The sequence below is a fragment of the Bradyrhizobium sp. B025 genome, from assembly GCF_042257955.1.
In the GTDB taxonomy this organism is placed as follows: Bacteria; Pseudomonadota; Alphaproteobacteria; order Rhizobiales; family Xanthobacteraceae; genus Bradyrhizobium; species Bradyrhizobium diazoefficiens.
Map to the genome: position 1 here is coordinate 1,958,407 of NZ_CP170150.1, position 26,069 is coordinate 1,984,475.

Below are 26,069 nucleotides of genomic sequence, written 5' to 3' on the forward strand. Positions count from 1 at the left end.
TGTCTGTCCCATGCGCCGCGATGATGGCATCATGCGCCTGTTTCGCCCGACGGGTCAAACGGTTTCGTAAAATCCGTAAGCCGTTGATTTTGCTGCAGCCGGCTACTGTGCATGGGGTTGTTTTTCGCGTTTTTGTTTCGCGCCCTGGTTACGACCGGTCCGGCACCAGCTCGGTCAGCGAGCGGATGATGCGATCGGGCCTCACGGTCGAGCCTTCGGGCAGGCCGTCGCCATGCACGTCGATCCAGATCGAATAGATGCCGAGGCGCTGCGGCGTCACGACTTCCCATTCGAGGTTGTCGCCGATCATCCAGGTGTCCTCAGCGGCGACGCCGAGCGCGTCCATCGCGTGCAGATAGGCGCGCTCCTCGGGCTTGCCGAAGCCGTGCTCGCCCTCGATCTGGATGTGGTGGAAGCGGTGCGCGAGCTCGAAGCGCTCGACCTTGGCGCGCTGGGTGTCGGCGGCGCCGTTGGTCACCAGTGCGAGCTTGATGCCGAGCGCCTTCAACTTGTCGATCGCCTCATGCGCGCCGGGGAAGACGAACATCTCCTCCTCGCGATAGGCGGTGAAGCGGTCGGCGAGGCGGACGGCGAGATCATCTGGCAGGGCGCGGTGGCCGGCGGCCGCGAGCGCGGCGAAGCCGCCCTTGACCGTGAGGTGCCGGGCCTCGGCGAGCTTCATCCGCCAGGCGGCTTCCGCATTGGCCCAGAAGTTTCGCGCGAAAGCCAGGACCGCGGTCGCGACCTCTCGCGGCGGCAGCGGCGCAAGCTCCTCGGCGAACTCGTTCGCGATCGTGTTCCAGGCGATCTCGGGCCGGCCATAGGCCGACAGGATGGTGTCGTCCATGTCGATCAGCATGGCGCGGGGGAGGGGCCTCACGATGGTCATGGCCATTTCACCTCCGGCGGCAGCGACGACAAGATCGAATCTACATTGCCGCCGGTCTTGAGCCCGAAGATGGTGCCGCGATCGTAGAGCAGGTTGAACTCGACATAGCGGCCGCGCCGGATCAGTTGCTCCTCGCGGTCCGCAGCGGTCCAGGCGCTCGCGAAATTGCGCCTGACGATATCAGGGTAGATCTTCAGGAAGGCGCGGCCGACGTCCTGGGTGAAGGCGAGGTCGGCGTCCCAGTCGCCGCTGTCGTGCCAGTCGTAGAAGATGCCGCCGATGCCGCGCGCCTCTTTGCGGTGCGGCAGGTAGAAATACTCGTCGCACCATTTCTTGTACTTGTCGTAATCGGCAACGCCGTTCGGCTGCACGCAGGCCTCTTTCATCGCGGCGTGGAAGGCGATGCTGTCGGCGTCGTCCTGCGTGCGCCGGCGATCCAGCACCGGCGTGAGATCGGCGCCGCCGCCGAACCAGGCCTTGGTGGTGACGACGAAGCGCGTGTTCATGTGCACGGCGGGCACGTGCGGATTGCGTAAGTGCGCGATCAGCGAGATGCCGGAGGCCCAGAACCGCGGATCGTCCGCCGCGCCCGGAATCTGAGCGCGAAACTCGGGCGCGAACTCGCCGTGCACGGTCGAGCAATGCACGCCGACCTTCTCGAACAGCCGGCCCGACATCATCGACATCACGCCGCCGCCGCCGGCCGCACCGCTATGATCGGTGCGCTGCCAGGGCGTCCGCGTGAAGCGGCCAGCCTCGCCCGGATAGAGGTCTTGCGGGGCGTCGTCCTCCAGCCGCTCGAAGCTCGCGCAGATGTCGTCGCGCAAAGCTTCGAACCAGGCGCGGGCGCGCGTCTTGCGGTCTTCGATCGTCGAAACGTCCATATTCAATTCCCGAACGGACCTGCCGTAGGGTGGGCAAAGGCGCCCTTGCGCCGTGCCCACCATCTATCACCATTTGTCTTGATTGGTGGGCACGCTACGCTTTGCCCACCCTACGAAATCTAACCTTGCGGACCGTAATAGGTGCAGCTCTCGTTGCAACTGTCGCGGTGGATGCTGACGCGGGTCAGCTTGCCGATATGCTGTAGCCGCTCCCAGACGAAGCGCGACAGGTTTTCCAGCGTCGGCTTGCCCAGCGCCTCGATCTTGTTGAGGAACTTGTGGTCCAGCATCAAGCGCACGTCCTCGATGGCGCGCTGGAGAAGGCCGAGATCGACCACCATGCCGGTCGCTGGGTCCGGGGTGCCGCGCACCGTCACCTCGGCGCGGAAGGAGTGGCCGTGGATCTCTTCGCTCGCCGCGCCGAACGTCGTTCCCGACAGTGAATGCGCCGCCTCGAAGCGGAACGATTTCGTCAATTCCCACATCTGTTCGAAAACCAATCCTATCTGATGCCGAGCGATTTATGCGTCTGCACGCTCAGCCGCCATTGCGGATGCTGCAGGCAATAGTCGATCGCCCGTGCGGTGTTCTCGGCGACCTCCGGCCCGTCCATCGGCTGCAGCGAGAAGCGCTCGAAGGCGAGGCCTTCGAAGGTCTCCGGCGCGGCGAGGGCCTGCGGATAGACCAGCTTCAACTCGTGGCCACGGCGCAGCACCAGCTCGCTGCCGCCCTTGGGGCTGACGCAGATCCAGTCGAGGCCATCCGGTGCGGCAATCGTGCCGTTGGTCTCGACGCCGATCTCGAAGCCTCGCGCATGCAGCGCATCGATCAGCACATCGTCGACCTGGAGCAGCGGTTCGCCGCCGGTGAGCACCACGTAACGGTTGGCGTTGGAGGCGGTCCATTGTGCCGCGATGGTGTCGGCGAGCTCCGCGGCCGACGCGTAGCGGCCGCCGAGCGTGCCGTCGGTGCCGACGAAATCGGTGTCGCAGAACTTGCAGGTCGCTGACTGCCGGTCGGCCTCGCGTCCGCTCCACAGATTGCAGCCGGCAAAGCGGCAGAACACGGACGCGCGCCCGGCATGGGCGCCTTCGCCTTGCAGGGTCAGGAAGATTTCCTTGACCGCGTAACTCAATGGTCTCTCCTCAACATATCAACCTTGCGGGTTCCGGATCTGCCGCAGCGCCTCGCCTGCGGCCATCGCCGCGGTCATGGCGACATTGAGCGACCGCAGTCCCGGGGCGATCGGGATCACCAGCCGCGCATCCGCGGCCTCGACCACCGCGTCGGTGACGCCGGCGCTCTCGCGCCCGAATAGCAGGATGTCCGACGTCTGGTAACGGAAATCGCGGTAGTCGGTGGCGGCCTTCGTGGTGAACAGCAGCAGCCGGCAGCCCTGTGCCGCGCGCCACTCCTCGAATTGCGGCCAGGAGACATGGCGGGTGATGCTGACTTGGTCGAGGTAATCCATTCCCGCCCGGCGGAAATGCCGGTCGGAGACGGGGAACCCTGCCGGTTCGATGATGTGGGCGGCCAGCCCCAGGCAGGCGCAGAGCCTGAGAATCGTGCCGGTGTTCTGGGGGATGTCGGGCTGGAAGAGCGCTATCTGCATGGGCGGCGTCGGGTTGGTTGTGGGCCGGAAATGTCTCAATAAAACATCGCTGGCCGCGGAATTCGTGCATTGCACGCTTCCCCGCCGTTAGCGGGCTTGCGCTCGCCCGGCAAGGGTGCCAATAGAACGATTCTGGACTGCTGTTTTCGCTTGTTTTGGCGGGGACAAGCGAAGTTCTGCCGCCGCGGGGGGTCGCGGGCGCCGGCAGCCAGTTCTGGGGACCTTGGGGGCCCCCGGAGCGGTTCCACCGGTAGCATAAGAAGAAAGGGTTGGAATCGTGACGACAGCGTCTTCGGCGGACCATCCGACACGCCGTGATTTCTTATTCGTTGCAACGGGGGCAGCTGCAGCAGTAGGGGGCGCAGCCGCGCTCTGGCCCTTCATCTCCCAAATGAATCCTGATGCCTCGACCATCGCGGCCGGTGCGCCGATCGAGGTTGATCTCAGCCCGGTCGCCGAGGGCCAGGACATCAAGGTATTCTGGCGCGGCAAGCCGATCTACATCAGCCACCGCACCAAGAAGCAGATCGACGAGGCGCGCGCCGTCAACGTGGCGAGCCTGCCCGATCCGCAGAGCGACGAGGCCCGGGTCAAGTCCGGCCATGAGCAGTGGCTGGTCGTGATCGGTATCTGCACCCATCTCGGCTGCATCCCGATCGCTCATGAGGGCAACTACGACGGGTTCTTCTGCCCCTGCCATGGTTCGCAGTACGATTCGTCCGGCCGCATCCGTCAGGGGCCCGCGCCCGCGAACCTGCCGGTGCCGCCGTACCAGTTCGTTTCCGACACCAAAATCCAGATCGGCTGAGCTTCGGACCCTCGTCCGAAGCTTCGCGCCGTCTCGTCGTATTATTTCCTCAGGATCGCATCATGAGCGGACCATCCGACTACCAGCCGAGCAATCCGGCCCTGCAATGGATCGAGCGGCGCCTGCCGATCCTCGGCCTCATGCACTCCTCCTTCGTCGCCTACCCCACTCCGCGCAATCTGAACTACTGGTGGACGTTCGGCGCCATCCTCTCCTTCATGCTGGGGATGCAGATCCTGACCGGCGTGATCCTGGCGATGCACTACACGCCGCATGCCGATCTCGCCTTCAAGTCGGTCGAGCTGATCGTCCGCGACGTCAACTACGGCTGGCTGCTGCGCAACATGCATGCCTGTGGCGCGTCGATGTTCTTCTTCGCGGTCTACGTCCACATGCTGCGCGGCCTCTATTACGGTTCCTACAAGGAGCCGCGTGAGGTGCTGTGGATCCTCGGCGTCATCATCTACCTCCTGATGATGGCGACCGGCTTCATGGGCTACGTGCTCCCCTGGGGCCAGATGAGCTTCTGGGGGGCCACCGTCATCACCAACCTGTTCTCCGCCATTCCCTATTTCGGCGAGAGCATCGTGACGCTGCTGTGGGGCGGCTATTCGGTCGGCAATCCGACGCTGAACCGCTTCTTCTCGCTGCATTATCTGCTGCCGTTCCTGATCGCGGGCGTCGTCGTGCTCCACGTCTGGGCGCTGCATGTCGCCGGCCAGAACAATCCTGAGGGCGTCGAGCCGAAATCGGAAAAGGACACGGTGCCGTTCACGCCGCATGCCACCATCAAGGACATGTTCGGTGTCGCCTGCTTCCTGCTGCTCTACGCCTGGTTCATCTTCTACATGCCGAACTATCTCGGCGACGCCGACAACTACATTCCGGCGAACCCGGGCGTGACGCCGCCGCACATCGTGCCGGAATGGTATTACCTGCCGTTCTACGCGATCCTGCGCTCGATCCCGAACAAGCTCGCGGGCGTGATCGGGATGTTCTCGGCGATCATCATCCTGTGCTTCCTGCCCTGGCTCGATGCCGCGAAGACCAGGTCGTCGAAGTACCGTCCGCTGGCCAAGCAGTTCTTCTGGATCTTCGTCGCGGTCTGCATCCTGCTCGGCTATCTCGGTGCGCAGCCGCCGGAAGGCATCTACGTGATCGCCGGCCGGGTCCTGACGGTCTGCTACTTCGCCTATTTCCTGATCGTGCTGCCGCTGCTCTCGCGCATCGAGACGCCGCGGCCGGTGCCGAACTCGATCTCGGAGGCGATCCTGGCCAAGGGCGGCAAGGCGGTAGCCTCCGTCGCCATCGCGCTTGTTGCCGCCGGCGCGCTGTTCCTCGGCAGCTTGCAGGACGCGCGCGCCAACGAAGGCAGCGACAAGCCGCCGGGCAACAAATGGTCGTTCGCCGGTCCCTTCGGCAAGTTCGACCGCGGCGCGCTCCAGCGCGGCCTGAAGGTCTACAAGGAAGTCTGCGCCAGCTGCCACGGCCTGTCCTACATCGCCTTCCGCAACCTCGCGGAAGCCGGCGGCCCCAGCTATTCGGTGGCGCAGGTGGCGGCGTTCGCGTCGGATTACAAGATCAAGGACGGTCCGAACGATGCCGGCGACATGTTCGAGCGCCCGGGCCGGCCGGCCGACTACTTCCCCTCGCCATTTCCGAACGAGCAGGCAGCCCGTGCGGCGAACGGCGGTGCGGCGCCGCCCGACCTGTCGCTGATCACCAAGGCGCGCTCCTACGGCCGCGGCTTCCCCTGGTTCATCTTCGACTTCTTCACCCAGTACCAGGAGCAGGGCCCGGACTACGTCTCGGCGGTGCTCCAGGGTTTTGAGGAGAAGGTGCCGGAGGGTGTGACCATTCCGGAGGGCTCCTACTACAACAAGTACTTCCCGGGCCACGCCATCAAGATGCCGAAGCCGCTCAGCGACGGCCAGGTGACCTATGACGACGGCTCGCCGGCCACGGTCGCGCAATATTCCAAGGACGTCACCACGTTCCTGATGTGGACCGCCGAGCCGCACATGGAAGCGCGCAAGCGCCTGGGCTTCCAGGTGTTCGTGTTCCTGATCATCTTCGCCGGCCTGATGTACTTCACCAAGAAGAAGGTCTGGGCCGACTCGCACTGAGCGGCGTGAGACGAGAATGAAAAGGCCCCCGCTAGGGGGCTTTTTTGTTGCCGTCATTCCGGGGCGATGCGTAAGCACCGAGCCCGGAATCTCGAGATTCCGGGTTCGCACTTCGTGCGCCCCGGAATGACGGGACTGTGGATTGCGCCGCGCGCCCCCAGCGGCCAAAATACCGCCAACCGCTCCCCCAGAAACTCATCGGAGGACACCATGGGAACCGCCATCACCTTCAAGCGCCCGGACGGCAAGGACGCATCGGGCTATCTCGCCAATGCCGCGCGCGGCAACGCGCCGGGCGTGGTCGTGATCCAGGAATGGTGGGGGCTGTCGGACCAGATCAAGGGCCTGTGCGACCGCTTTGCGCTGGCCGGCTTCGACGCGCTCGCGCCCGACCTCTACAAGGGCAAGGTGGTGCCGTATCACGACATGGAGAGCGCCAACAAGGAAATGAACTCGCTCGACTTCATGGACGCCACCACGCAGACCGTGCGCGGCGCCACGCAATATCTGTCGCGCAACGGCGCCAAGGTCGGGCTGACAGGCTTCTGCCTCGGCGGCGCCGTCACCATCATCGGCGCGACCAAGATCCCGGAGCTTGCGGCCGGCGTCGTGTTCTACGGCATTCCGCCGGAGCAGGCGGCCAAGCCCGCCGACGTCAAGATTCCGCTCCAGGCCCATTTCGCCAACAAGGACGATTGGTGCACGCCGGAGCTGGTCAACGGCTTCGAGAAGGCGATGAAGGCCGCCGGCAAGTCGCTGGAGCTGTTCCGCTATGACGCCGAGCACGCCTTCGTCAACGAGCAGCGCCAGGCCGTGCACGACCGCGAAGCCGCCGAGCTCGCCTGGGGCAGGGCGACGGAGTTCTTCCGGAAGCATCTGGGGTAACGGGGCGGCCTGCGGCGCGAGCCAACTAACGTCTCTTGCTGGACCACGACTGCAATTGCCTTTTGCAACTATAAGCCGTAGTTGCATGGCGTTTCGCCATGGTGAACGTGGGAGGCGTAATGATCGAAGGAAGCCGGTTAACAACAGTTGTCGTGTCTCTCGATGCGCTGGAGGCGGCTCAAGCACCTGAGAAGGCTGACTACCTGACCGAGGCGGTGGTCTACTACGTCAATGAAATTCAACGCGTCGGCGTCTACAAGGGACGTGAACTGCCGGCTGTGGCCATGCAGGCCTATCACGCCGACTACTATCTCGCTCAGGTCAACAACGGCGGTCACAGTCAGTTCATCGGTAACACGGGCGTTGCGATGCTGCCGACGACATCTGGCGATGCGCTCGCTGGACTGAAGGCTATGGGAGCGGCCGCGCAACACCAGATCCTGCAGGAAATGATGGACTGGGTGAAAGCCAATCCCGGCGAGGCTGCACTGCAAAACGGCTTCGGAGAGCGCGCCGCGCCGCTCGATGCGCTTGACCGTCGCTTCTATGAGGCCGAACGACAGCAACCAATGACGCAGCTGGCAGCCCGGTGGATCGCGAACTGGCCCGAATTGCGCGCCGTAGCCAAGCAGCAATACGCATCCGAAATCCAGCGGCTTGCGCAACTTAATCCGCATCTGTCGCAGCGACGGATCTGGCGAGGCGTTCGCCAGATCCGCTTCCAGATGACTGACCGCTTGCAAATCACGGTCGCCGCAGCATGCGGGGCGGTGGCGCCCGAGCCAGAGCTCAAGCTCATGGTTCTTGCAGGAAGCAGTATGGAGGTGGAAGGGCAGCAATGCATGGCCTTCGGCGTTAAGACAGACAAGGGCGCGCGACTCTGCGTTTATGAGGATGCGGGTGGACAACTTTATGAGTACGGCCCGGGCAGCCAGAGCCCGAAGCCTGCGGAAATGCATGAAATTTTGAAGAGCTTTCCGCCATCACTGGTGGGCGGGCGGCTATCTGTTGTGGGGGCTGACGCGATCCGGAATTTCTCGAGGATCGCCGAGCAAAACCTTGCAGCCGAAGCCATCGACCTGCTGTTGCGGAAGTCGGGTCTGGATCCGACCGCGATGATCACGGCGTTGGACGTGAGCGACGACCGGGCGGCATGGCATGCGGTCACAGGAAAGACCTGCGTTTTGATTGAAACCTTGGGCGACCGCGCCAACATGATCGGACCTGACGGCAGGCCCGCGCTCACGGTCACGCGGGCCGAAATCGAACGACATGCCGCGGAGGCGGCTGTGGGGCGCGACAGCCTGGAGATCCAGGCATAAGCCGCAACGCGATCCGCGCCATTTTGGTGATCGAGGCCGCCCGGCCGCCCTTGACGCCGTCCCCGCGCCATGGTGAGTATCCGCCCATGAGCACCGCCGTCCGCCCAGCCCGTCTTTGGTGGCGCACCTCCTAAGAGGTGGCCGGTGCGATTTCTTTTCCCAAAATCGTCGAAGGTCGCCCACGCAGTGCGGCGGCCTGATCGTTTGTCCTGTGTGGCGTTCCCTCGGCAAGTTTCGTAAGAGGACGACATGAACAGGACAGTCTTTGCCCTCCCGGCCAGAAGCGATTACGTGACCCGCGCGGGTCTCGCGATCACGCGCGTGGCGGAGCAGTTTACCGGCGGCGCGAGCCGGCTCGACGATCTCGTCAACCTGCTCGACCGCCGCCGCGGCGTGGTGCTGTCGTCGGGCACGACCGTGCCGGGCCGCTACGAGAGTTTTGACCTCGGCTTCTCCGATCCGCCGCTCAAGCTCGAGACCACGGGCGTCGATTTCAAGCTGGAAGCGCTGAACGAGCGCGGCCAGGTCCTGATCGCCTTCCTTGCCGACGTCCTGCGCGAGCCCTGCGTGGTGATCTCGGAGAAGACCGCTTCGCGCCTCGCCGGCCACATCATCCGCGGCGATGCCCCGGTCGAGGAAGACCAGCGCACCCGGCGCGCCAGCGTGGTGTCGCTGGTGCGCGACCTCGTCGCCGCCTTCTCCGCCAATGACGACGGGCTGCTCGGCCTGTTCGGCGCCTTCGCCTACGATCTCGTGTTCCAGATCGAGGATCTCGTGCAGAAGCGCGCGCGCGAGAGCGACCAGCGCGACATCGTGCTCTACGTTCCCGATCGCCTGCTGGCCTATGACCGCGCCACCGGCCGCGGCGTCGTGCTCAGCTACGACTTCACGTGGAAGGGCAGATCCACCGAGGGCCTGCCGCGCGAGACCGCCGACAGCCCGTACATGAAGACACCGCGCCAGGGCTTTGCCGATCATGCGCCCGGCGAATACCAGGCCACCGTCGAGACCGCGCGCGCGGCCTTTGCCCGCGGCGATCTGTTCGAGGCCGTGCCGGGCCAGCTGTTCGCCGAGCCCTGCGATCGTTCTCCGGCGGAAGTGTTCCAGCGCCTCTGTGTCATCAACCCGTCGCCCTACGGCGCGCTGATGAATCTCGGCGACGGCGAGTTTCTCGTCTCCGCCTCGCCCGAGATGTTCGTGCGTTCGGACGGCCGCCGCGTCGAGACCTGCCCGATCTCGGGCACCATCGCGCGCGGCACCGATGCGATCGGCGATGCCGAGCAGATCCGCCAGCTCCTGAATTCGGAGAAGGACGAGTTCGAGCTCAACATGTGCACCGACGTCGATCGCAACGACAAGGCGCGCGTCTGCGTCCCCGGCACCATCAAGGTGCTGGCGCGCCGGCAGATCGAGACCTACTCAAAACTGTTCCACACCGTCGACCACGTCGAGGGCATGCTGCGTCCCGGCTTCGACGCGCTCGATGCCTTCCTCACCCATGCCTGGGCCGTCACCGTGACAGGTGCGCCGAAGCTCTGGGCGATGCAGTTCGTCGAGGATCACGAGCGGTCGCCGCGGCGCTGGTATGCGGGTGCGATCGGCGCGGTGAATTTCGACGGCAGCATCAATACCGGCCTCACCATCCGCACCATCCGCATGAAGGATGGTCTGGCCGAGGTGCGCGTCGGCGCCACCTGCCTGTTCGATTCCGATCCCGCGGCCGAGGACCGCGAATGCCAGGTCAAGGCTGCGGCGCTGTTCCAGGCGCTGCGCGGCGATCCGCCAAAACCGCTCTCGACCTTCGCGCCCGATGCGACCGGAAGCGGCAAGCGGGTGCTGCTGATCGACCACGACGACAGCTTCGTGCACATGCTCGCCGACTATTTCCGCCAGGTCGGCGCCAGCGTCACCGTGGTCCGCTATGTGCATGCGCTCGACATGCTCAAGCAGAAGAGGTGGGATTTGCTGGTGCTGTCGCCCGGCCCGGGCAGGCCCGAAGATTTCGGGATCAAGAAGACGATCGATGCGGCGCTGGAGAACAAGCTGCCGGTGTTCGGCGTCTGCCTCGGCGTGCAGGCGATCGGCGAATATTTTGGCGGCGAGCTCGGCCAGCTCACGCATCCCGCCCACGGCCGGCCCTCGCGGGTGCAGGTGCGCGGCGGCCGCCTGATGCGCAATTTGCCGAGCGAGATCGTGATCGGCCGCTATCACTCGCTCTATGTCGAGCGCGACAGCATGCCGGAGGTTTTGTCCGTCACCGCCAGCACCGAGGACGGCGTCGCCATGGCGCTGGAGCACAAGACCCTGCCGGTCGCGGGCGTGCAATTCCACCCGGAGTCGCTGATGTCGCTCGGCGGCGAGGTGGGCTTGAGGATTGTCGAGAACGCGTTCCGGCTGGATGCGCGTGTTGATTGAGAGGCACCAATGACCTTTGACCACGACCTGAAGGCGAGCGTTCGCACCATCCCCGACTATCCCAAGCCGGGGATCATGTTCCGCGACATCACGACCCTGCTCGCGGATGCGCGCGCATTCCGCCGCGCCGTGGACGAGCTCGTGAACCCCTGGGCCGGCAACAAAATCGACAAGGTCGCCGGCATGGAGGCGCGGGGCTTCATCATCGGCGGCGCGGTGGCGCACCAGCTCTCCGCCGGCTTCGTGCCGATCCGCAAGAAAGGCAAGCTGCCGCACACCACCGTGCGCATCGCCTATTCGCTGGAATACGGCATCGACGAGATGGAGATGCATGTCGACGCCATCCAGCCCGGCGAGCGTGTCATCCTGGTCGACGACCTCATCGCCACCGGCGGCACCGCGGAAGGCGCGGTGAAGCTGCTGCGCCAGATCGGCGCCAACGTGGTCGCAGCCTGCTTCATCATCGACCTGCCCGAGCTCGGCGGCGCCGCCAAGCTGCGCGCCATGGACGTGCCGGTGCGCACGCTGATGACGTTCGAGGGGCATTGAGCGACGGCGGGCGCAAGATATCGCCCGGGTAAATTCTGGTCGGTGCAGGCCGAGGACGGGCTTCACCTCTCCCCGCTGGGGAGAGGTGAACACCGAGTTCGCCGGCCGAGTGCTCTACGACCGCTGCAGGATCAGGCTGAGCTCGAGCTCCCGGAACGCGAGGTAATTGCGCCGGGTCCACTGGTGCAGCTCGGTGGAGGCGTCCTTCTCCTGGCGCAGATAGCCGGTGAAGGAGAAGTTGAGCCGGTCGATATAGGTCTTCAGGAAGCCGGGCAGCGCGGGCAGGCGGAACAGCCTCCCGGTGGCCATTGCGGCCGGCAACTCGCCGCGCACGACGTGCTCATTGTCCACCGTGATCAGGTTCATCCGCGGGATCTGCTCGCGCAGCATCTCGTGGGCGCGGGCCGAGACGCGGTCGGTGTCGGCCACGAACAGGATCTGTGGCGCGACATGGCGGCGTGCCGCCTCCTTCAGGAGCCCGATCTCGTCGGCCATCTTGAAGAACTCGTCGAAGGCGTGGAAGCCGAGGTCGATCACCTTGGCAACCCCGTCATCGACGATGACGCGGTCCATCAGCTGCATCTTGCCGTAAGTGTCGATCACGTCGGCCGTCTCCGTGATCTTCGGCAGATAGTCGAGCAGCGACGGCTCCTTCAGGTTGACGTCGAAGGCCGCGACGTTGCCGTTCTTGAGCAGCAGGAACTCGCTCAACAGCCGCGCCAGCAGCGTCTTGCCGACCTGCGGGCGGGGCGAGCAGATGATGTAGACGGGTGTCGCGGGCATCACGAACTATTATCTGAGCGAACTCACCGCCCAATCCAGCCGTATCAGCCCGGGCTCCGCAACTATTTTTCGCTGCTGCGGGCGCCGGGCTTCGAACCGACGATGTCGGTCAGGCGGATGCGGTCGAACTCGCTCCAGACATTGGCCAGCCAGTGCCGGACATAGCCGCGCAGCACGAAGGAGTAGTTGGCGGCCTCGTCGTTGATGCCCTTGTTGGCGACGAATTTCAGGAACGGGACGGAGGAGACCTCGACCTGCTCATAGGCCATTTCGTTGAGCTTGGGGATGGTCAGCTCGGTGGCGTCCTTGATGCGGTGGAAGTAGGAATTATAGGTCGCCTGGTCCCACTGGAAGAACTGGGTGTCGTTGATGAAGTTCTTGACCAGGAAATATTTTGCGCCGGTCATGAAATTCGCGGTCTCGGCGATTTCGTCCAGCGAGGCGATCGAGGGGCCGAGGATGTGGAACACCGCGAAGGTGATCTGCCCGGCCTTGGCGGCGTCGAGGAAACCGATGTCGCGCAGCGAGGCGAGCGCCGGGGAGAGCAGGCCGGCGCGGACGTCGATCACTGTGACCGACGGGCTGGTCGCGTTGAGCGTATCGAAGATCTTCATCTGATCGGCCGTCGTCGTCATGTCGACGATCTCGGTGATGCCAGGATGGAAGCGCTTCAGCGTTCCGCGCGGGGATTCCGTGTCGAAGGCGCGGGTCGGCACGTTGTTGGCGGAAAAATAATCGAGCAGGGTGCGCGATACCGTGGTCTTGCCGACCCCGCCCTTGTCCGCGCCCACCACAACCACTGCCGGCTTTGCCATTGCTGTCCCCTAACGCGCGCCCCCGATCGCGAGGTCGCAATCGGCCGGGCCCCAAATCGATGTCCCGAGTCTGCTGTTGGGCGCGAACATGGCAGAAACAAGGGAGAATTCAATTCCGCAGGCCCCGGTTGCGGCAATTCCCGAGGTTTTTCCAGATTGCCGTGAAACTGGCCATGGGCGCGCGCTTAGTGGCGGCCCCAGGGCCCCATGGGATTCCCGATCGGGTTGCCGGCCGCGGTTCCGGAGGGGCTGGGCGCGGACACGGGCGGATTGGCCGGGCTGCCTGCATCGCTCCATGGCCCCTGCGACAGCGGTGGCGGGGTGTTCTGCGGGGCGGCCTGCGCCTCGGGCTGTTCCGTCTCGTCGGTCGGGTCCGGCAGCGGACCTGGATCATGGCCGCCGGCGAATTTGACCAGCGCGTCGACCCGGGACTGCACCGACGGGTGGGTCGCAAACAGATCGGCAAAACCCTCGCGCGGATTGTCGACGCAGAGCTCCATCACCGCCGAGGTCGCGCCCGGCAGCTCGCCGCGGTTCTCGATCTTGCGTAGCGCCGAGATCATGGCGTCAGGGTCTTTCGTCAGCTCGACGGAGCCGGCGTCGGCGAGATATTCGCGCGAGCGCGACAGCGCCAGCTTCACCACCTGCGACATCAGCCAGGCCACCACGATCAGCACGACCGCGATGATGATGACGATCACGGCGCCGCCCCCCGAGTTCTTGCTGTCGCTCGACGACGAGGACGACCGCGACGACGACGAACCCGAGGACCATGAGCCGCCGGAGTTCCAGCTCAAATTCGTGAACAGGCGGAAGAACAACTCGCCGAAGAAGCCGACCACGCCGGCGATGATGACGGCGACCACCATGAGCTGCACGTCGCCGTTCTTGATGTGGGTCAGCTCGTGGCCCAGTACCGCCTCGATCTCCTTGTCGTTCAGGGCGTTGAGGAGGCCGGTGGTGACGGTGATTGAATATTGCCGCGGGTTGAGGCCGGTCGCGAACGCGTTCAGCGCCGGGCTTTCCATGATCTTCAGCTTCGGCATGGTGATGCCGCGCGAGATGCAGAGGTTTTCGAGCAGATTGTAGAGCCGCGGCTCCTCCTTCCGGGTGACGTCGTGTCCGCCGGTCACGGCATCGATCATCGACTGGTGGAAGAAATAGGCGATCACGACCCAGACCGCCGTCACGACCGTCGCAACCGGCGCGGCGACTTTCAGGTCTAGGAAGGCGTGGCTCAGGTAGAAGGCGACGGTCTCATTGCCGTTGATGACGACTTCGGCGACCAGCGCGCCGGCATAGACCAGCACATAGACCAGCGCGAACAGGCCGGCGAGCAGCAGCATCGAACGTAACTTGTTCGAGGCGATGTGCGTGTAGAGACCATACGCGGCCATGGCTGCTTCCGTTAGCTCCCGTCATTCCGGGCAGGCCGCAGGCCTGAACCCGGAATCCAGAGCTTAGTGTCTCAGGCGAGGTTCCGGGTTCGCGTCTTCGACGCGCCCCGGAACGACAAAGATGAGAAACCGGTCACGCGACAATCAGAACTTCACCTGAGGCGCGGCCTCGACCTCGGTGCGGCTGGCGCCGAGATCGAAGAAGTCCTTCTTGGTGAAGCCGAACATGCCGGCGAACAACGCGGCGGGCATCTGCTGGATGCCGGTGTTGTATTCCTGGACCGCGCTGTTGAAGAAGCGGCGGCTCGCCGCGATCTTGTTCTCGAGGTTGGAGAGCTCGCTGGCGAGCTGCTGGAAGTTGGCGTTGGCCTTGAGGTCGGGATAGGCCTCCGACAGCGCGATCAGCCGGCCGAGCGCGCCGGAGAGCTGGTTCTCGGCGGCGGACACCTGCGCCGGGCCTTGCGCCGACATCGCCGAATTGCGCGCCTTGATGACGTCGTCGAGCGTGCCGCGCTCATGCGAGGCGTAGCCCTTCACCGTCTCGACCAGGTTCGGGACCAGGTCGTGGCGCTGCTTGAGCTGCACGTCGATATCGGCAAAGGCCTGGCCCACGCGCTGGCCCAGCGCCACCAGGCGGTTGTAGGCGCTGAAGGCCAAGAACACGAGGACGACGATGACGCCGAGAACGATCCAGCCGGTCGACATGGAGAACTCCTGAAGGGGATTTAAGGCGGGCGCAGCCTAGACCAAAATGGCGCAGGGCGAGAGCCCCGGCGCGGAGGGGAGGTAAGACTTGGTCGGATCAGGAACCATCCGAGTTCAAGGCAAAACCGCCGATCGAGGTTAACTTTCGGCAATGACGGTGTCGCCCCAGCGCCAGCGCCGGGCACTTGCATAGGCGGCCTTGTCGCGGCGGGGGATCTTGGCGAGTTCAACGCTTTGCTCGGTGCAAAGCTTCGCCGTGATTTCGGCCTTGCCGACATCCGGCGGCGCCAGCACGCGGGCGGCGCGCGTCGCGGGCGGCGTGCGGGTCAGGGCGACGTAGATGAAGCGCTCGTCCTCGAACGGCACGTCGGCGCCCTTGATCTGGCGGTGGGCCTGGGAGCGCGGCAGGCGTTGGGAGAAATGGCACCAGTCGGGCGCAATCAGCGGGCAGGGCCTTTCGTGCGGGCAGGGCGCGGCGACGTAAGCGCCGGCTGCGATCACCTGCTGGCGCAGCGCGAGGATGCGCGCGTAGCCGGCCGGCGTGCCGGGCTCGATCACGACCAGCGCATGGCGCGCTTTCGCCCACATCGTTTCCGCGAGTTTGCGTTGATCGGCCTCACCGAGCTCGCCGATGATGTAGCTCGCGACGACGAGATCGGCTGGCGAGACCTCGGCAAGGTTGCCGCCGGCATCGCCGGGCAAATAGCGGCAGTCCGCCAGACGCGTGCTGTCATGCGCGAGTTCGAGGGCAAGCCGACTCAGGGTGGCGTTGGCGTCGAGCAGGGTGAAGTCCTGCAGCGAGGGAAACGCCTCTGCGGCGGCCCAGCTTGCGGTGCCTGGACCTGCGCCGACGTCGAGCAGCGTCTCCGGGGCGAAGTCCGGCGCGATCTCGGTCAGCGCATTCAGGCTCGCCGCCACCGCCGCGTAGGTGGCCGGCATGCGCGCGAGCGCGTAGGCGAGCGCATCGGCCTCCGACTTGATCGTGCCGGAGCCGCCGCCGGCGCGATAGGTGTTCGAGATTTTCTGGGATCGCTGCGCGGCGTCGCTGCGCGAAAAGCCCTGGAGCTTGCCGTCGAGGGCGGCCTTTAGCTCAGCGGGAAGCGTGGGGGAGACCATTTTCATTCGCCGTCATTCCGGGGCGCGCGTAGCGCGAACCCGGAATCTAGAGATGGTGGCGCGAGATTCCGGGTTCGTTGCTGCGCAGCGCCCCGGAATGACGGCCAAAAACGTCACGCCACGTTCTGGTCGAGAATGTCCACCGCCTCTGAGAGGCTCACCGACACGAGTTGCGAGACGCCGCGCTCGGCCATGGTGACGCCGAACAGGCGGTTCATCCGCGCCATCGTGATTGGGTTGTGCGTGATGATGATGAAGCGCGTGTCGGTCGAGCCGGTCATCTCGTGCAGCAGGTTGCAGTACCGTTCGACGTTGTGGTCGTCGAGCGGTGCGTCGACTTCGTCCAGCACGCAGATCGGCGAAGGATTGGTGAGGAACACGGCGAAGATCAGCGCCATCGCTGTCAGTGCCTGCTCGCCGCCCGAGAGCAGCGACAGTGTCTGCGGCTTCTTGCCCGGGGGCTTGGCGATGATTTCGAGGCCGGCCTCCAGCGGGTCGTCGCTCTCGATCAGGTGCAGTGCGGCCTCGCCGCCGCCGAACAGCTCGACGAACAGGCGCTTGAAGTGGTTGTTGACGACCTCGAACGAGGTCAGGAGGCGCTCGCGCGCTTCCTTGTTGAGGCTCTGGATGCCCTGGCGCAGCCGCTTGATGGCTTCGACGAGGTCGTCGCGCTCGGTGACGAGGCCGGTGTGCTGGGTCTCGACCTCGCGCAGCTCTTCCTCGGCGCGCAGGTTGACTGCGCCGAGGCGCTCGCGGTCGCGGCGCATCTTTTCGAGGTCTTCCTCGATGTCGTGCAGCGGCGGCAGCTCCGCGCCGGGCTCGATCTCGGCAAGGCCGGCGACGGCCTGCGGCTCGACCTCCAGCATGTCGCGGATCTCGCGCTCGATGTCCTCGAGCCGGCGCCGCGCGCCTTCCATGCGCTCCTCGGCGCGGGCGGTGGCCTCGCGGGAGCTGGAGAGCGCCTCGAGCGTCAGCTTCGCGACGCGGTCGGTCTCCGCCATCGCGCTTTCCGCGGTGGCGAGCGCGTCGGCGGCCATGCGGCGGTCGTTTTCCGCGTATTCGATCTCGGTGATCAGCGCGCTGCGCTTCTCTGCGAACACGGCGGGGGCGTTTTCGAGCTCGCTGCGCTCGATCGTGAGTTCGGCGATGCGGGCCTGGATGGTGTCGATGTGGGAGGCCGCGCTCTCCTTGCGGTTCTGCCACTCGGTGCGCTCGGCGAGGATTGCCTGCACGCGGCGGTCGGCCAGCTCGGCCTCGCGCGCCAGCGCCTGCGCCTCGGCGCGGACCTGGGCGGCCATGCGGCGATGGGCCTCGATGTCGCTGCGGACGGCGGCGAGACGGGTCTCGGTGTCTTCGCTCGACGGCAGCTCGCTGATGCCGGCCTCGGCGTATTCGTAGGCGGCTTCGGCCTCGGCGCGGTCGGCGGCGAGACGGCTGTGCGCTTCCGACAGCGTCGCCTTGCGCGCGGCGTGGCGGCTGATCTCGCGCTCGGCCGTGGCATGGCGCTCGCGCGCGACGTTCAGCTCGCGCTGCGCGGCGCGCCAGGCTTCGCGGCTCGCGCCTTCGGTGCTGGCCGCCATCTGCAGTTCGGACTCGGCATTCTCCAGCGCCTGGCGCTTGATCTGCGCGTCGATGCGGGCCTGCTCCAGCTCGTTCTCGATGTCGACGAGGCGGGCGCGCTCGGCAAGGCGGCGTGCGGCGCCGGTCGGGGCATGGGCCGCCGCGACGAAGCCGTCCCAGCGCCAGACGTCGCCCTCGGGCGAGACCAGCCGCTGGCCGGTCTTGAGCTGCGAGACCAGCTCGGCGCCGCGCTCGCGCGGCACCACGCCGATCTGCGCCAGGCGGCGGGCCAGCTCGGCCGGGGCCTGCACATGGTTCGCGAGCGGCACGACGCCTTCGGGCAGCTCCGGATCGCCGTCGGTCTCGCCGACATTGGTCCAGCGCATCGGCGCCGACGGGTCGATCGGCGCATCGAGATCGTCGCCGAGCGCGGCGCCGATGGCCTTTTCAAACCCCTTGTCGACGGTGATGCCGTCGATGATCGGCGGCCACAGGTTCTTGGTTTCGCCATTGACGATCTTGGAGATCGTGCGCGCCTCGGTCTCGAGCCGCTGCACGCGCTTGTCGGCTTCGTTCAGCGGCGAGCGCGAGGATTCCAGCGTGTGCCGCGCGGCGACGTGCGCGGCTTCGCTCGCCTGCGCCGCGGCCTCCGAGGCAGCCAGCGTCTGCTCGGCGGTCTCGACCGTCGCGGTCAGCTCGTCGAGGTCGCCGAAGCCGCCCGTTTCATCGGCAAGCTTCTGCTCCTCGGCGGTGACGTTCGCGATTTCCTGGTCGAGCCGGGCGAGCTTGTCGCGGTGGGTGCGGACATTGGCTTCGAGCTGGTTGCGCTTGGCGGTGAGGTCGGCGAGCGCCGTGGTGAGCTCGGCGAACTGCTGCTCGGTTTCGGTCAGCACCGCCTCGGCTTCGCCGACGCGCTCGTCGACGCCGGAGCGCTTCTCGACGCGCGACTTGATCTCTTCCTTCAGCTCGGCGTCTTCACTGTCGAGGCGCTGGAGCGCGACGTCGGCGTCCATGGTTTGTTGCTGAGCACGGGAGATGTCGCCTTCGAACTGGGCGAGGCGGCGTTCGAGCTCGGCGACGCGCTCCTTGGCGCGCTCTTCCTCGCGGTCGAGCAGTTCGCGGGCATTGGTCAGGCGCTGGAGCCCGGCCGCGGCGCGCGCCTCGGCATCGCGCAGCGCCGGCATTTCGGCGGCGCGGATCGCCTGGATGCGGGCGGCCTCGGCCTGGTGCTGGGTGCGCTCGGCCATCTCGCGCACGGCGAGATCGTGGGTCTGGCCGGATTCGTTGACGTCGGCATGGGCGCCGATCCAGCGCAGATGGAACAGGGTGGCTTCGGCCTTGCGGACCTTGGCGGCGACCTCGCGATAGCGCACGGCCTGGCGGGCCTGCTTCTTCAGGCCTTCCATCTGGCCGGAGAGCTGGCCGATCACGTCCTCGACGCGGGTGAGGTTGGTTTCGGCGGCCTTCAGCCGCAGCTCGGCTTCGTGGCGGCGGGCATGGAGACCTGCGACACCGGCGGCGTCTTCCAGCACGCGGCGGCGCTGCTCCGGCTTGGCCTGGATGATCTCGCCGATCTTGCCCTGGTGGACGAGGGCGGGCGAGCGCGCGCCGGTGGCGGCGTCGGCGAACAGGATCTGCACGTCGCGGGCGCGCACGTCGCGGCCGTTGATGCGATAGACCGAGCCGGCCTCGCGCTCGATGCGGCGGGAGATCTCCAGAAGCTGGCTGTCGTTCATCGCCGCCGGCGCGGTGCGATCGGCGTTGTCGATCGTCATCGTCACTTCGGCGTGGTTGCGCGCCGGACGGTTGCCGGATCCGGCGAAGATCACCGCGTCCATGTCGGCGGCGCGCAGCGATTTGTACGAGGTCTCACCCATCGCCCAGCGCAGCGCTTCGACGAGATTCGACTTGCCGCAACCGTTGGGTCCGACCACGCCGGTCAGGCCGGGCTCGATGACGAAGTCCGTGGGCTCAACGAAGGACTTGAAGCCGTGAAGGCGCAGGCGGGTGATTTTCATAAGCACGCATCTCTGTTGGCAGGCGCGAATCCCCCTGCCGGGACAATACCATGGAAGGCAATGTCGCTATCCGGGCGAGTCGCGCGAGGCGCCTCATGCGGCTGGACAATGGCCGCGGTGCGCCGCGAGGGCAACCGGCGAAAGCCGCTTTTCCCAAGGGATTTATCCCGGGAATGATACGGCTTTCGAGATGCGAATCAGGCGTTGAGGGCGAAGAATCAGCTCTTCAGCAGCGGATTGATCTTCTTGGCGAATTCCTCGAACGAGGCCTCGCCCTTGATCTTCTCGCCGTTGATAAAGAAGGTCGGCGTCGAATCCACCTTCAAAACGTCGCTGGCGTATTTCTGGTCGGCGGCGATCTTGTCGAGCAGCGCCTGGTCCTTCAGGCAGGCTTCGACCTGCTGCTGGGTGAGGCCGGCCTGCTTGCCGATCCGCGTCAGGGTCTCGGTGGTGTTCTTCATCACCCAGTCGTTCTGCTGCCGGAACAGCATGTCGGTGACCGCGAAGTATTTCGGCGCATCGCCATTGGCGATGCAGCGCGACAGCATCGAGCCGGCGGCGGCTTTGATGTCGAGCGGGAACTCGCGGAAGACGTAACGGATCTTGCCGGTGTCGATGTATTCCGCCTTGATCTTGGGGAACACCTGCTCGTTGAAGGCCGCGCAATGCGGGCAGGTCATCGAGGCGAATTCGGTGATGGTGACGGCGGCGTCCTTCGGGCCGAGCGCCATGTCGGGCAGCGACACGGGCTTGGCCACGTCACCGGCGGCCTGCGCCATTGCTTCAGGGATCATGGCCTCGGAGATGAACCGCAATGGGGAGAACCCGGCGACCGCGGCAAGCCCGGTCAGCGACAGCATCGTGGTGAAGGCGCGGCGGGTGATGATCAAGGTCGGCTCCCGGATTGGCGTGGTCTTGCCCGAAGTTCCCATTTGGGCGGCCTGTCGCTAGCTTGAAACGTCGTTTGAGGCAATGGCGGGCCGCGGGAACGGGTCCAGATTGACCGCGAAATGAGGCTCAATTTCGCTTGATGGCCGCCCCGAGCCGCGCCAGCGCCGACTTGAGCTGTTCATCTTCGATGTCCCCGAGGGTCTCCTCCACCTTGGCGACACTCTTGGGGTCCGGCGGGCCCGGCCGGACCGGCCGCTTGGCGCGCGACAGGGGGGCCTGGCGGAAGGCGAGCTTGCCGACCGCGCTCCAGCCGAAGAAGCGGTTGACCCGTTCCAGGATCACATCCGCGGAATGCTGGATCTCCAGCGCCATCGGCCCCTCGACCCGCAGCACCAGCGTGGCCGGCTCCTGCGGCTGGCCCTCGACCGGTCGCGGCCATTGCATCTTGAGGGGCTCGGCATGGGCCGCGATCTCTGCTCCGGCAATCTGCGCCCAGCGCGTCACCAACTCGCGCGCGGCAAAGCCCTGTTTGGCGTACGCCTCGGCAAAGACGTCGTTGAGCAGCAGCGAGAGCGGCTTGGCGCTGATGGGGCCCGGCTTGGGTGGGAATTTGGACATGGACCCTTATAGCACTGCGGCGTGAGAGCCACAGGCTCTTCGCCGTCATGGCGGGTTCGTCCCGGCCATCCACGTTCTCTTGCGAAGAAAGACGTGGATGCCCGCGACAAGCGCGGGCATGGCGTGGAGAGGTCGGTGCGTTGTCGTTACAGTGGGAGCATGAGCCCCAAATCCGCCCTGAAGGCGAAATCGGAACCCAGTCAGCCGGAGACCGCATCGCGCCCCTTGGCGCTGCTCGCCTGGTATGACCGCCACCGCCGCCACCTGCCGTGGCGGGCGGCGTCTGGTGAGGCATCGGACCCTTACCGCGTGTGGTTGTCCGAGATCATGCTCCAGCAGACCACGGTAAAGGCGGTCGGCCCTTACTTCGAAAAATTCGTCGCGCGCTGGCCGGATGTCACCGCGTTGGGACAGGCTTCGCAGGACGACGTGCTGCGGATGTGGGCGGGGCTCGGCTATTATTCCCGTGCGCGCAATCTCCATGCCTGCGCGGTCGCGGTGACGCGCGAGCATGGCGGCGTCTTTCCCGACACGGAGGAGAGGCTGCGCGCGCTGCCGGGCATCGGGCCTTACACTGCGGCCGCGATCGCCGCGATCGCCTTCGATCGCCGCACCATGCCGGTCGACGGCAATATCGAGCGGGTGGTGTCGCGCTTGTTCGCGGTCGAGGAGGAACTGCCGCAATCAAAACCGCTGATCCAGCAACTGGCGGCGACGCTCCTTGCCGACGCCCGCGCCGGTGATAGCGCACAGGCATTGATGGATCTCGGCTCTTCGATTTGCACGCCGAAGAAGCCGGCCTGCTCGCTGTGTCCGCTGAACGATGATTGCATCGCACGCGCGCAAGGCACGCAGGAGAGTTTTCCGCGCAAGACGCCGAAGAAGAGCGGGACGCTGCGGCGCGGCGCTGCCTTCGTCGTGACGCGCGGCGACGAACTGCTGGTCCGCAGCCGGCCCGAAAAGGGCCTGCTCGGGGGCATGACGGAGGTGCCGGGCTCGGACTGGCTCGCCGGTCAGGAGGACGCGACGGCGAAGCAGCAGGCGCCTGCGCTGAAGGGCCTGTCGCGCTGGCAACGCAGGGTGGGCGTCGTCACCCACGTCTTCACGCATTTTCCGCTGGAACTGGTGGTCTATACCGCCAAGGCAGAAGCTCGCACGCGGGCACCCGCGGGCATGCGCTGGGTGCCGATCGCGACGCTGGCCGGCGAAGCGCTGCCCAACGTCATGCGCAAGGTGATCGCGCACGGATTGCGCCTCCCGCCGGCCCCATCCTCCTGACACCACGCTGGCAGCAGGGCCGCGTTAACAGGGGCGACACGGAGGCTCCCCAATGGTCAAGACCGCGCTCGACAACTTTCCCAGGCCGCCCTGTGCCGAGCTGCTGGGATGGCGCCTGCTCGATGCCCGTCCGGAGGACGGCTGGATCAAGCTCGGCTTCGAGGGCAAGCCCGAATTCTGCAATCCGGCCGGCTTCATCCAGGGCGGAATGCTCTCGGCCATGCTCGACGACACCATGGGCCCGGCCGTGCTGGTGATGAGCGAGGGCCGGCTCTACACCACCACCATCAGCATGACCGTGAACTTCCTGAGCCCCGCAAAGCCCGGCCCGATCATCGGCGAGGCGACGGTGACGCAACTCGGCAAGACCATTGCCTTCGTCGAGGCCAGGCTGATGACCGAGGACGGCACCGTGCTTGCCACCGCGACCGCGAGCGAGCGGCTGCTGGAAGCGGCGAGAGTGGTTCGCTGATCCAGGTGCGGCGGGCCCATTCTGCTCGAATAGGAGGGGATGCCTCGCGCAGCGCGGAAGCGGACAGAGATCTACCCGCGCGTGCAATCGCAGAATTTGCTCGCGAATTCCTTGCGCACGCAATGAGCGTGCGGCTCGTTGTCGGCTCTAGCAACGCGAGCATTTGACTCGCGCATATTGTCGCAGCCCGCAGAGAAAACAGGTGGATCCGCGCAATCCGCAGGCGAATCGCGACGGTCGAGGCGCCATCGACGTGACTTGCGGCAAATTGACCAATTCATATTTTTGGCGGAAACTTTGAATGTTGCTGCCCCGATAAAAATTTCACAAACCTGAACGGGATGATTGTCAAGCTGCGCGTTATTTGAGGCCTTGAGGTGAGTCATGGCGCTTGCGCTTATTGAGACCGGCCACACCAACGTCGATCTTAAACCGTCCCCGATTGAGCCATCCTGGATCATTGAAGGAAATCCGGAAGCGCGCTCGCACCTGCTGTCAACCAGCGCGTGCGGCACCGCCACGACCCTGATCTGGTCCTGCACCATGGGCAAGTTCAACTGGTACTACGATCTCGACGAGACGATCATGATCCTTGAAGGATCAACGGTGATCGAGAGCGATGGCATGCCACCGAAGCGCTACGGTGTCGGCGACGTTGTCTTTTTCCGCGAGGGCGCGCACGCCAAATGGCACATCGAAGACTATGTGAAAAAGGTCGCCTTCCTGCGCCAGACCAATCCCGTCGGGCTCGGTTACGCTATCCGTGCCATCAACAAGCTTAAGCGCATGTCGTCAACCTTGGGCGGTCGTCGCTCCACCTAACTCGCACCCGTCAACGGCATTGCGGAGTGTGAAGCAACGACCTAGGTGCTCGCGCCTCTCGCATCGGCGCGCCGCGGCACGATCGGCGGCTTGGCATTCAGCGCCTCGACCTGGAACCCCGCGACGCGCTTGTAGTTCGCGGCGATGTCTTCCAGCTCGTGCTGCGACAGCACGTCGGTGACGACCTCAAAGCCGTCGGGCGCGCGCTCTTCGACCAGTTGCATCACCTGCTCGGGTCCGTTCTTGCGGTTGAGCAGGACGAGGTCGGTGGTCGCCGGCCTCCGCTCGGCCTCGTAGGCGAGCAGCGCTGCCTGCGTCGGGCCATGCGCCAGGATCTCGCGGGTGATGACGCGGGCATCGAGGATCGCCTGCGAGGCGCCGTTCGATCCGATCGGGTACATCGGATGCGCGGCATCCCCCATCAGCGTGACGCGGCCGAACGTCCACTGTGACACCGGATCGCGGTCGACCAGCGGATATTCGTAGGCGTGCGGGCAGTTCCGGATCAGGCCGGGCACGTCGAGCCAGTCGAACTGCCAGCTCTCGAACCACGGCAAGAACTCCTCCAGCCGCGCGGTGCGGTTATAGTCCTCGCGTCGCCACTGGTAGGTCGGCGGCATGTGGCGCTCGGCGACCCAGTTGATCAGATGGTTGCCCGCCGCATCCGGCACCTTGCTGATCGGATAGCAGACGAATTTCAGGATCTCGTGCCCGGCCATGATCATGGTGCGGCCGGTGAGGAATGCCTTTGCCGGCGTCACGCCGCGCCAGAGGATGCGGCCGTTCCAGATCGGCGGGCCTTCATCGGGATAGAGCTTTTCTCGTGCGGCGGAATGGATGCCGTCGGCGGCGATCATGATCGCGCCTTCGTAGGTGCCTGCGGCCTTGCCGGTCGCCTTGTCGATGAAATCGGCGCGGACGCCGTCCGCTGTCTCGGTCCAGCCGGTCAGATGATGGCTGGTGAGGATGCTGTCGCGGCCGAGCCGCTCGATTGCGGTGTCGAGCAGGAGCTGCTGCAGCGTGCCGCGATGGATCGAGAATTGCGGCCATTTGTAGCCGGCCTCCAGCCCGCGCGGCTCACTCCAGATCGGCTTGCCGTGCTTCGAGAAGTAGGCGAGCTCGCTTGTGCGCACGCCGCTGGCATCGAGCTTGTCGATCAGCCCGAGCTCGATCAGCTCGCGCACGGCATGCGGCAGCACGTTGATGCCGACGCCGAGTGGTTTCAGCTCCGCGACGCTCTCGAACACTTTTACGGGAACGCCGATTCCGTGCAGGCTGAGCGCAAGCGTTAGCCCGCCGATGCCGCCGCCGGCGATGAGTACCGTCATGACAAAGCCCCTCCGATTGCGGGCGTCTTGGCACAGGCGGGCGGATGTGGGCAACTGCGAAGAGGATGTCGTGCTATGGACCTCGGGGCCGACAGTCGTTAATTTCCAATTTTCCCATGAGGTCCGACATGCTCAAGCTCTACTACGCCACCGGCACCTGCGCGCTCGCTACCTACATCACCCTGGAGGAGGCCGGCGCCGACTACACGGCTGAACGGCTGAGCTTCAAGGACAATCAGCAGAACAGCCCGGACTATCTCGCCATCAACCCGAAGGGCCGCGTGCCCGCGCTGGTGACCGACCGCGGCGTCCTGACCGAGACGCCGGCGATGCTGGCCTATATCGCGCAGACCTTTCCCAAGGCGAAGCTCGCGCCGCTCGACGATCCCTTCGACTTCGCCCAGGTGCAGTCGTTCAATTCCTATCTCTGCTCGACCGTGCACATCAACCATGCGCACAAGATGCGCGGCGCGCGCTGGGCGACACAGGAGAGCTCGTTCGCCGACATGAAGGCGATGGTGCCGAAGACCATGGGCGCCTGCTTCGCCCTGATCGAGCAGAAGATGTTTAGGGGGCCGTGGGTGATGGGCGATCAGTTCACGATCTGCGATCCCTATCTTTACACCCTGTCGACCTGGCTCGAAGGCGACAGCGTCGACATCAACGCCACGCCGAAGATCGCCGATCATTTCAAGCGGATGTCGGAACGGCCTGCCGTGCGCAAGGTGATGGACGCGCAGAAGGCGTAAGGTTCTTGTGGGGTGGGCAACGGCGCG

The 26,069-nt window shown here is 65.5% G+C and carries 24 protein-coding genes; 10 read left to right on the forward strand and 14 right to left on the reverse strand.

The window, feature by feature from the left end:
• Positions 1-148 precede the first annotated feature (148 nt).
• The 5 genes from ACE10W_RS09060 to ACE10W_RS09080 all read right to left on the reverse strand — a co-directional run bounded on the left by ACE10W_RS09060 (position 149) and on the right by ACE10W_RS09080 (position 3,385).
• Positions 149-895, reverse strand: coding sequence for an HAD family hydrolase (locus ACE10W_RS09060; protein ID WP_304551147.1), 747 nt, complete (start codon positions 893-895; stop codon positions 149-151).
• Complete coding sequence (gene hemF / locus ACE10W_RS09065) at positions 886-1,773, reverse strand: oxygen-dependent coproporphyrinogen oxidase (RefSeq protein ID WP_304551148.1); 888 nt, start codon at positions 1,771-1,773, stop codon at positions 886-888. Before hemF ends, ACE10W_RS09060 begins: the two co-directional genes overlap by 10 nt.
• Positions 1,774-1,892: 119 nt before the next feature.
• The gene (locus ACE10W_RS09070) at positions 1,893-2,258 is read right to left on the reverse strand and encodes a 6-carboxytetrahydropterin synthase (RefSeq protein WP_028175029.1); all 366 of its coding nucleotides are present in this window, start codon (positions 2,256-2,258) and stop codon (positions 1,893-1,895) included.
• Positions 2,259-2,275: 17 nt separating this feature from the next.
• Complete coding sequence (gene queE / locus ACE10W_RS09075) at positions 2,276-2,908, reverse strand: 7-carboxy-7-deazaguanine synthase (protein WP_304551149.1); 633 nt, start codon at positions 2,906-2,908, stop codon at positions 2,276-2,278.
• A gap of 18 nt (positions 2,909-2,926) precedes the next feature.
• On the reverse strand, positions 2,927-3,385 hold the full coding sequence (locus ACE10W_RS09080) for a tRNA (cytidine(34)-2'-O)-methyltransferase (protein ID WP_011085271.1): 459 nt from the start codon (positions 3,383-3,385) through the stop codon (positions 2,927-2,929).
• 277 nt (positions 3,386-3,662) lie between these two features.
• Between ACE10W_RS09080 and petA the strand changes: the two genes are divergently transcribed.
• From petA to ACE10W_RS09110, 6 genes are all read left to right on the forward strand, one after another.
• On the forward strand, positions 3,663-4,193 hold the full coding sequence (petA, locus tag ACE10W_RS09085; RefSeq protein WP_026232845.1) for a ubiquinol-cytochrome c reductase iron-sulfur subunit: 531 nt from the start codon (positions 3,663-3,665) through the stop codon (positions 4,191-4,193).
• Between the two features lie 62 nt (positions 4,194-4,255).
• Positions 4,256-6,319: a cytochrome b/c1 gene (fbcH, locus tag ACE10W_RS09090; protein WP_011085273.1), complete on the forward strand. Its 2,064-nt coding sequence runs from the start codon at positions 4,256-4,258 to the stop codon at positions 6,317-6,319.
• Positions 6,320-6,529: 210 nt separating this feature from the next.
• The gene (locus tag ACE10W_RS09095; RefSeq protein ID WP_011085274.1) at positions 6,530-7,204 is read left to right on the forward strand and encodes a dienelactone hydrolase family protein; all 675 of its coding nucleotides are present in this window, start codon (positions 6,530-6,532) and stop codon (positions 7,202-7,204) included.
• Positions 7,205-7,323: 119 nt separating this feature from the next.
• The gene (locus tag ACE10W_RS09100) at positions 7,324-8,526 is read left to right on the forward strand and encodes a DUF4375 domain-containing protein (protein ID WP_304551151.1); all 1,203 of its coding nucleotides are present in this window, start codon (positions 7,324-7,326) and stop codon (positions 8,524-8,526) included.
• A 249-nt stretch (positions 8,527-8,775) separates the two neighbouring features.
• The gene (locus ACE10W_RS09105) at positions 8,776-10,941 is read left to right on the forward strand and encodes an anthranilate synthase component I (RefSeq protein ID WP_304551153.1); all 2,166 of its coding nucleotides are present in this window, start codon (positions 8,776-8,778) and stop codon (positions 10,939-10,941) included.
• Positions 10,942-10,950: 9 nt separating this feature from the next.
• Positions 10,951-11,490 (forward strand): adenine phosphoribosyltransferase, encoded by a 540-nt coding sequence (locus ACE10W_RS09110; RefSeq protein WP_011085277.1) that lies wholly within the window; start codon positions 10,951-10,953, stop codon positions 11,488-11,490.
• Between the two features lie 114 nt (positions 11,491-11,604).
• On the opposite strand, the gene ACE10W_RS09115 is transcribed toward ACE10W_RS09110, so the two are convergent.
• From ACE10W_RS09115 to ACE10W_RS09150, 8 genes are all read right to left on the reverse strand, one after another.
• Complete coding sequence (locus tag ACE10W_RS09115; RefSeq protein WP_161536094.1) at positions 11,605-12,273, reverse strand: hypothetical protein; 669 nt, start codon at positions 12,271-12,273, stop codon at positions 11,605-11,607.
• A gap of 62 nt (positions 12,274-12,335) precedes the next feature.
• On the reverse strand, positions 12,336-13,088 hold the full coding sequence (locus ACE10W_RS09120; RefSeq protein ID WP_011085279.1) for a hypothetical protein: 753 nt from the start codon (positions 13,086-13,088) through the stop codon (positions 12,336-12,338).
• Positions 13,089-13,273: 185 nt separating this feature from the next.
• Positions 13,274-14,485 carry a M48 family metallopeptidase gene (locus ACE10W_RS09125; protein WP_304551160.1) on the reverse strand — a complete coding sequence of 404 codons (1,212 nt, stop codon included), beginning with the start codon at positions 14,483-14,485 and terminating at the stop codon, positions 13,274-13,276.
• 144 nt (positions 14,486-14,629) lie between these two features.
• Positions 14,630-15,190: a LemA family protein gene (locus tag ACE10W_RS09130; protein WP_304551162.1), complete on the reverse strand. Its 561-nt coding sequence runs from the start codon at positions 15,188-15,190 to the stop codon at positions 14,630-14,632.
• Between the two features lie 138 nt (positions 15,191-15,328).
• Entirely contained in the window at positions 15,329-16,306 is a 978-nt protein-coding gene (locus ACE10W_RS09135) for a small ribosomal subunit Rsm22 family protein (RefSeq protein ID WP_028175023.1), read from the reverse strand.
• 113 nt (positions 16,307-16,419) lie between these two features.
• Entirely contained in the window at positions 16,420-19,884 is a 3,465-nt protein-coding gene (gene smc / locus ACE10W_RS09140) for a chromosome segregation protein SMC (protein WP_304551164.1), read from the reverse strand.
• Between the two features lie 218 nt (positions 19,885-20,102).
• Entirely contained in the window at positions 20,103-20,774 is a 672-nt protein-coding gene (locus tag ACE10W_RS09145) for a DsbA family protein (RefSeq protein ID WP_161536091.1), read from the reverse strand.
• Positions 20,775-20,901: 127 nt separating this feature from the next.
• A complete protein-coding gene (locus ACE10W_RS09150; RefSeq protein ID WP_011085285.1) occupies positions 20,902-21,393 on the reverse strand; it encodes a DUF721 domain-containing protein in 492 nt (163 codons plus the stop codon).
• Positions 21,394-21,552: 159 nt separating this feature from the next.
• On the opposite strand from ACE10W_RS09150, the gene mutY reads away from it, so the two are divergent.
• The 3 genes from mutY to ACE10W_RS09165 all read left to right on the forward strand — a co-directional run bounded on the left by mutY (position 21,553) and on the right by ACE10W_RS09165 (position 23,965).
• Entirely contained in the window at positions 21,553-22,671 is a 1,119-nt protein-coding gene (mutY, locus tag ACE10W_RS09155) for an A/G-specific adenine glycosylase (RefSeq protein ID WP_063921414.1), read from the forward strand.
• Positions 22,672-22,723: 52 nt separating this feature from the next.
• The gene (locus ACE10W_RS09160; RefSeq protein ID WP_011085287.1) at positions 22,724-23,143 is read left to right on the forward strand and encodes a PaaI family thioesterase; all 420 of its coding nucleotides are present in this window, start codon (positions 22,724-22,726) and stop codon (positions 23,141-23,143) included.
• A 384-nt stretch (positions 23,144-23,527) separates the two neighbouring features.
• Positions 23,528-23,965: a cupin domain-containing protein gene (locus ACE10W_RS09165; protein WP_011085288.1), complete on the forward strand. Its 438-nt coding sequence runs from the start codon at positions 23,528-23,530 to the stop codon at positions 23,963-23,965.
• A 41-nt stretch (positions 23,966-24,006) separates the two neighbouring features.
• On the opposite strand, the gene ACE10W_RS09170 is transcribed toward ACE10W_RS09165, so the two are convergent.
• Positions 24,007-25,293 (reverse strand): flavin-dependent oxidoreductase, encoded by a 1,287-nt coding sequence (locus ACE10W_RS09170; RefSeq protein ID WP_161536088.1) that lies wholly within the window; start codon positions 25,291-25,293, stop codon positions 24,007-24,009.
• 128 nt (positions 25,294-25,421) lie between these two features.
• Here ACE10W_RS09170 and ACE10W_RS09175 point away from each other — a divergent pair, with 128 nt between their 5' ends.
• Complete coding sequence (locus tag ACE10W_RS09175) at positions 25,422-26,042, forward strand: glutathione S-transferase family protein (RefSeq protein WP_011085290.1); 621 nt, start codon at positions 25,422-25,424, stop codon at positions 26,040-26,042.
• The last annotated feature ends 27 nt before the right edge of the window (positions 26,043-26,069 follow it).

Excerpts from the sequence above, each read along its gene's own strand:
- ACE10W_RS09060 (WP_304551147.1), bottom strand. The coding sequence starts at position 895 with ATGGCCATGACCATCGTGAGGCCCCTCCCCCGCGCCATGCTGATCGAC.
- hemF (WP_304551148.1), bottom strand. The coding sequence starts at position 1,773 with ATGGACGTTTCGACGATCGAAGACCGCAAGACGCGCGCCCGCGCCTGG.
- ACE10W_RS09070 (WP_028175029.1), bottom strand. The coding sequence starts at position 2,258 with ATGTGGGAATTGACGAAATCGTTCCGCTTCGAGGCGGCGCATTCACTG.
- ACE10W_RS09080 (WP_011085271.1), bottom strand. The coding sequence starts at position 3,385 with ATGCAGATAGCGCTCTTCCAGCCCGACATCCCCCAGAACACCGGCACG.
- fbcH (WP_011085273.1), top strand. The coding sequence starts at position 4,256 with ATGAGCGGACCATCCGACTACCAGCCGAGCAATCCGGCCCTGCAATGG.
- ACE10W_RS09095 (WP_011085274.1), top strand. The coding sequence starts at position 6,530 with ATGGGAACCGCCATCACCTTCAAGCGCCCGGACGGCAAGGACGCATCG.
- ACE10W_RS09100 (WP_304551151.1), top strand. The coding sequence starts at position 7,324 with ATGATCGAAGGAAGCCGGTTAACAACAGTTGTCGTGTCTCTCGATGCG.
- ACE10W_RS09105 (WP_304551153.1), top strand. The coding sequence starts at position 8,776 with ATGAACAGGACAGTCTTTGCCCTCCCGGCCAGAAGCGATTACGTGACC.
- ACE10W_RS09110 (WP_011085277.1), top strand. The coding sequence starts at position 10,951 with ATGACCTTTGACCACGACCTGAAGGCGAGCGTTCGCACCATCCCCGAC.
- ACE10W_RS09115 (WP_161536094.1), bottom strand. The coding sequence starts at position 12,273 with ATGCCCGCGACACCCGTCTACATCATCTGCTCGCCCCGCCCGCAGGTC.
- ACE10W_RS09120 (WP_011085279.1), bottom strand. The coding sequence starts at position 13,088 with ATGGCAAAGCCGGCAGTGGTTGTGGTGGGCGCGGACAAGGGCGGGGTC.
- ACE10W_RS09125 (WP_304551160.1), bottom strand. The coding sequence starts at position 14,485 with ATGGCCGCGTATGGTCTCTACACGCACATCGCCTCGAACAAGTTACGT.
- ACE10W_RS09130 (WP_304551162.1), bottom strand. The coding sequence starts at position 15,190 with ATGTCGACCGGCTGGATCGTTCTCGGCGTCATCGTCGTCCTCGTGTTC.
- ACE10W_RS09135 (WP_028175023.1), bottom strand. The coding sequence starts at position 16,306 with ATGGTCTCCCCCACGCTTCCCGCTGAGCTAAAGGCCGCCCTCGACGGC.
- smc (WP_304551164.1), bottom strand. The coding sequence starts at position 19,884 with ATGAAAATCACCCGCCTGCGCCTTCACGGCTTCAAGTCCTTCGTTGAG.
- ACE10W_RS09150 (WP_011085285.1), bottom strand. The coding sequence starts at position 21,393 with ATGTCCAAATTCCCACCCAAGCCGGGCCCCATCAGCGCCAAGCCGCTC.
- mutY (WP_063921414.1), top strand. The coding sequence starts at position 21,553 with ATGAGCCCCAAATCCGCCCTGAAGGCGAAATCGGAACCCAGTCAGCCG.
- ACE10W_RS09160 (WP_011085287.1), top strand. The coding sequence starts at position 22,724 with ATGGTCAAGACCGCGCTCGACAACTTTCCCAGGCCGCCCTGTGCCGAG.
- ACE10W_RS09165 (WP_011085288.1), top strand. The coding sequence starts at position 23,528 with ATGGCGCTTGCGCTTATTGAGACCGGCCACACCAACGTCGATCTTAAA.
- ACE10W_RS09170 (WP_161536088.1), bottom strand. The coding sequence starts at position 25,293 with ATGACGGTACTCATCGCCGGCGGCGGCATCGGCGGGCTAACGCTTGCG.
- ACE10W_RS09175 (WP_011085290.1), top strand. The coding sequence starts at position 25,422 with ATGCTCAAGCTCTACTACGCCACCGGCACCTGCGCGCTCGCTACCTAC.